Below are 5,234 nucleotides of genomic sequence, written 5' to 3' on the forward strand. Positions count from 1 at the left end.
GGGAGAGGGCGAACGAAAACAGGGATCAACCAATCACAAACGGCGCCGGTGACGCTTAACTTAATGGCATTGAGCTCCAATCGATCTTGGGCGAAAAATGCGCGCTTTATCACTGCTCCCGCGCAACCAGTTCCTTGACCCAGGTCGTATCGGCCTCTCGGATCAGGATGATGTTCCGTACCCGCATGAAAATGGTAACGAAAGAATACATCCATAGACCGAAGGTCATGATAAGCATGGACCACAGGATGTTCGGCTCCATGTTCGCCATGGAGGAGCGCTGATGGAGCGCGGCGCACTTGTTGGGGTCCGGGCAGTTGACGGACCAGAAGATGACCGGGACCATCACCAGACCGACGATGGCCAGCAGGGCGGAGGCCCGGTCCGCCCGGCGCGGGTCGTCGATGGCTGAGTGGAGGGCAAGATACCCGATGTAGAGAAAGAAGAGGATCAGCTCCGAGGTCAGGCGCGGGTCCCAATCCCACCAGGTGCCCCAGCTCGGATGGCCCCAGAGGGCGCCGGTCCAGAGGGCCAGGAAGGTGAAGAGCGCGCCGGTAGGCGCGGCGGCCCGGGCCAGCATGAAGCTGAGCCGGGTGTTGAAGACCAACCCGACGGCCGAATAGACCGCCATTACCAGGTAGAGCCACATGGACATCCAAGCGGCGGGGACATGGATGAAGATGATGCGGTAGTACTCCTTTTGGGGGTTGGTGCCGCCGAGGCGGTTCGGGGTCTCGAAGAAGCCCCAGTAGAGCCCGATGAGGAGGGTCGCCGCGGCCAGCGCGGCGAACCAGGGAGTCAGTCTGCCGGCCAAGGGGTAAAAGGTAGCCGGAGAGAAAAATCTGAATAGCTTCATCTTTATTTGAACCGCAAAGGCGCAAAGGACGCAAGTGGGAGAATTACACGACCACTGGATGTTAAGCACTACCCGCGAATAATCATCACTCCCCATCTCTTCCCCACCGTGGCGTCAGCCGGTGGGAAATCTCCAAATGATCCAGCACGCGGGCGACCATGAAGTCGACCAGCGCTTCGACTGTCTGCGGACCGAAGTAGAAACCGGGGTTGGCCGGCATAATCAGGGCCCCTGCCCTGGACAGACGCAGCATGTTCTCCAGGTGAATGGTCGAAAATGGGGTCTCGCGTACCACCAGGATCAGCTTGCGGTGCTCCTTCAGGGTCACGTCCGCGGCGCGGTCGATGAGCTCCCGGCACATACCGGAGGCGATGGTCGCCAGGGTGCCGGTCGTGCAGGGGCAGACCACCATGGCGTCCGGCGGATTAGTGCCGCTGGCTACGGGTGCGGTCCACTGGCGGCGGCCGAAGACCCGGAGCTGGCCGGGACGGGCCGCGAACCGCTCGGCGAGATACCGCTCGGCAGCGGCGGGGCGCGCAGGGATCTTGATTCCCGCCTCCAGCTTGAGCACCACCTGTCCGGCCTGGGAGACCATCAGGTAGACACGCGCCCCGGACTCCAGGAGGCACTGGAGCAGGCGCAGGCCGTACTTGCTGCCGGAGGCGCCGGTGATGGCGAGCGCGATGGTCCGGTTCCAGGTTTGCGGTCGGTCCTGCATCAGCCGCGCGCCGCCAGTGCGTCCAGCAGTTGCTGATGAATCCCTCCGAAGCCGCCGTTGCTCATGACCACCAGGTGATCGCCGGGCCGGGCCTCGGCGACGACCTGGTCGACAATGTCATCCACGCGCGTGAAGAGGGTCGCTCGCCGTCCAAGGCCGGCGAACCAGGGTGCCGGGTCCCATCCCAGATCCGCGGGAGCGAACAGGCATACCAGATCCGCCGCCTCCAGGGAGGCGACCAGCGACGCCTTGTGGACACCCATACGCATGGTATTCGAGCGGGGCTCGAGCACCGCGATAATACGCTCGGTGCCGACCCGCTTGCGTAATCCCTCCAGCGTGGTAGCGATGGCAGTCGGGTGGTGGGCAAAATCGTCGTAGACCCGCACGCCTCCGGGCTCGCCCCGCAGCTCCATGCGCCGCTTGATACCCTCGAAACGGCCGAGAGCGGCAATGGACTGGGGCGGCGGCACACCCGCGTGCCTTGCGGCGGCCAGGACGACCAACGCGTTGAGCATATTGTGGCGCCCGGTCTGATCCCAATCCAGGGTGCCGACCGGCTCGCCCTGCAGCAGCACCCGCAACCGAGAGCCGTCCGGGCGCTCCGGCTGGGCCCACCAGTCACCGCCGTCCCCAACCGTCTCCCTGGGGGTCCAGCAACCCAGCTCCAGCACCTGGTCGAGGGCCGGCTCCCCGGTCGGGTGGACGATGAGTCCGGTGCCGGGCACGGTTCGTACCAGATGGTGAAACTGGCGCTGGATCATCGCCAGGTCGTCGAAGATATCGGCATGGTCGAACTCCAGGTTATTGAGCACCAGGGTCCGCGGGCGATAGTGGACGAACTTGGAACGCTTGTCGAAGAAGGCGGTATCGTACTCGTCCGCCTCGACCACGAAGAAGGGCGACGACCCCAGCCGGGCGGAGAGACCGAAGTTTTTGGGAACGCCCCCGATGAGGAAACCCGGGTCCAGCCCGGCGTCCGCCAGCACCCAGGCCAGCATACCGGAGGCACTGGTCTTGCCGTGAGTACCTGCCACGGCCAGTACCCAACGCTCCCCGAGCAGGTTCTCCCGCAGCCACTCGGGTCCGGAGGTATAGGGCAGCCCTTGGTCCAACATCTGCTCGACTACCGGGATGCCACGCCGCATGGCGTTGCCGACGACGACCATATCGGGTACCGGCTGGAGATGAGACGCCTCAAAGCCCTCCATCAGGCCGATCCCTGCCTGCTCGAGCTGGGTGCTCATGGGTGGATAGACATTGGCGTCCGACCCCGTGACCCTGTGTCCCAGGGCGCGGGCTAACAGGGCGACACCGCCCATGAAGGTACCGCAGATGCCGAGGATATGAAGATGCATCGCAAGCTCCGGACCGAAAATTCGTCCGCAAATGAACGCGAATCGACGCCAATCGATCGCAACAGGTCACATTCTCGTTGTCTGTCCGCAGATTACGCAGATTCTCGCAGATTGTTTCGTTTTCAAGCTGTGGGAATCCGCATCATCCGTGGATAAGTCGCGGCTACCGGATCATTTTTCCTATACTCAATCTGAATTTCGGCGGCTCCGCTGGTTACCGCCAGTGAATGCGAATCGACACAGATCGGTCGCAATCGGCTCAGCATCGTTAACGATTTTTGATTCATTCGCGTTGATTTGCTGATAACGCTTCCATGAAAATACTGCCGGCTCGATGTTATCGGTAGTTGAGAGCATCTGGACTAGGTACTAGGGCGTGTTGACATTCAATAAGGAGTAAACCCCAACTTCTTGGCTTGTCTCCTAATGGTACAGGATTGACAGGATTAACAGGATTATTTTTCTTAAATGACAATTATAATATCCTGTTAATCCTGGAAATCCTGTTAATCTTGTCCTATTAGCGGTTGGCACGACGTTATGTCAACAGCCCCTAGTTGCCGGCCATAGAAAGCGGCGGCGGATCGAAGACATAACGCTTCCCGGACACCCGCACCCCTGGTGGCCTTAAGGTAGCCTCGAATACATCATAACCCTGTTTGAGATTGCGCCAGAAATCGATCCATTCGTGGTTGCTGTAACGATCGATGTTCGCGGCACTCATCCGGAAGGGAAAGGCATGCACCTGTACCTGCCGCTGTCCGTTACGCAGGGCGGCCCGCACGAGCCCGTAGAGCTCTTCGATGCCGGAGTTCGTCATAGCGTAACAGCCGATGGAGACGCAGTCGCCATGGACCATCAGATAGGAGCCGGTGCGTTGGTGAGCACGGTCATAGGCGTTCGGAAACCCGAGATTGAAGGAGAGGTGATAGGCGCTATTGGGGTTGAGCGCGCCCCGACCGACCTGATAAAAGCCTTCCGGGCTCTGACGGTCTCCCTCCTTGAGCTTGGGTCCCAGCATGCCGGAAAAGGCGCAGATCGGGTAGGTTTTTACCAGCGTGAAACGCTCGGCTCTCCCCATCCAGAGCTCTAATTCCCGTTCCGCCTTGAAGATGCGGATAAAGACGGGAGTTCCCCTGGTTACTCCCTTGGCGGTAAGCAGCTCATCGAGCTGCGGAGTCGTCAGCGCTCGGTCGGTGAACGACTCGTGCGGATGAAACGTGGCTCGATATGAGGATAGGATATTCGCCAAGACCCAGCGTACCTCATTTTTCCCCACGACTCCGATGAGGATTCCGACGGCGAGCAACAGGATCGCAAACAAAAAGGTTCGCAAGGCGGTAGGTCCTGGTATCGGGTGCTTGGGATCGCGCATTTTCGGATGTTGTTTGGTCGAACGACATCCTTTATCCGCAGATTACACAGATTTTCGCAGATTCTTTCGTTTTTCAACCCCGCAATCGATGTAATCCGAAAAGCTGTCCGGTTAAAAGCAAGGCTCTTTATGGATTCCGGACTGCTAACGATTATGGAAGATCGCTACCGGACGTTGTGGAGTGCGGCGGCAACCTGTTTCCGGTATCTGCCGGAATCCGCGGTGCTAGAGGTAACCACCGGGTTCGGCTGGCTCCCCACGCTCCAGCGTGGGAGCAGATCCCGACGCTCCAGCGTCGATTAGGCTAACCGCCAACGCTGATCAGCCCAACGCCTATCAGCACAGAAGAGCTGAGTCCGCGGGAGCGGACACGACGGCGTGAGCGCGACGGCATTGTGGTCGAGATGACATGCAGTAGTGTAACTTGACAGCTCACCATTTGGTTGACTGGAGAGTCCGCCGGGCGGACCTTGTAGATGTCAACACGACCTAACTCAGCAACCGGCTCAATCGGTGTAATCCGGAATTAACCAGGGGGTTTGGATTTCCCGGTCTGCCTAAGCGGCTGTCTAAAAACCAACCCATTGATTTTAAATCGGTAGGCTGGGGTGAGGAACGAACCCCAGCCTTGGTTGTTGCTGGGTTTTGGCCGTCCCTGGCCGCAACCCAGGCTACGGCCTATGGTCCTTTTTCAGACAGTCTCTAAGCCTGACTGATGACCATTTGGACCGGCAACTCGGCATTCAGGTTTTACCCGATAGCTGGAAGGACCAACGAAATATCGGTAGTCCCGGGAGCCGACAAGATGTCGGCGATCCCAGGGGCCGACAAGATGTCGGCGGTCCCGGGAGCCGACAAGATGTCGGCGGTCCCGGGCCGGCTGGGACCGCCGTCTTTCAGACGGCTTACGGACCCCATCACCAGCTG

At 60.0% G+C, this 5,234-nt stretch carries 4 protein-coding genes; all 4 read right to left on the reverse strand.

Annotated elements, in window-relative coordinates:
• Positions 1–109 precede the first annotated feature (109 nt).
• Positions 110–856, reverse strand: coding sequence for a cytochrome c biogenesis protein CcsA (ccsA, locus tag BQ17_RS05735; RefSeq protein ID WP_439645647.1), 747 nt, complete (start codon positions 854–856; stop codon positions 110–112).
• Positions 857–941: 85 nt separating this feature from the next.
• Complete coding sequence (locus tag BQ17_RS05740) at positions 942–1,574, reverse strand: flavin prenyltransferase UbiX (protein WP_089725104.1); 633 nt, start codon at positions 1,572–1,574, stop codon at positions 942–944.
• Entirely contained in the window at positions 1,574–2,932 is a 1,359-nt protein-coding gene (gene mpl, locus BQ17_RS05745; RefSeq protein ID WP_089725106.1) for a UDP-N-acetylmuramate:L-alanyl-gamma-D-glutamyl-meso-diaminopimelate ligase, read from the reverse strand. The genes BQ17_RS05740 and mpl overlap by 1 nt, the downstream gene beginning before the upstream one ends.
• Before the next feature lie 553 nt (positions 2,933–3,485).
• Entirely contained in the window at positions 3,486–4,268 is a 783-nt protein-coding gene (locus tag BQ17_RS05750) for a L,D-transpeptidase family protein (RefSeq protein ID WP_218068122.1), read from the reverse strand.
• Between the last annotated feature and the right edge of the window lie 966 nt (positions 4,269–5,234).

It is taken from the genome of Candidatus Thiosymbion oneisti, from assembly GCF_900092655.1.
Lineage (GTDB): Bacteria > Pseudomonadota > Gammaproteobacteria > Chromatiales > Chromatiaceae > Thiosymbion > Thiosymbion oneisti.

Bases quoted from the DNA above. Each gene is read 5' to 3' on its own strand.
- ccsA (WP_439645647.1), bottom strand. From the start codon at position 856: ATGAAGCTATTCAGATTTTTCTCTCCGGCTACCTTTTACCCCTTGGCC.
- mpl (WP_089725106.1), bottom strand. From the start codon at position 2,932: ATGCATCTTCATATCCTCGGCATCTGCGGTACCTTCATGGGCGGTGTC.
- BQ17_RS05740 (WP_089725104.1), bottom strand. From the start codon at position 1,574: ATGCAGGACCGACCGCAAACCTGGAACCGGACCATCGCGCTCGCCATC.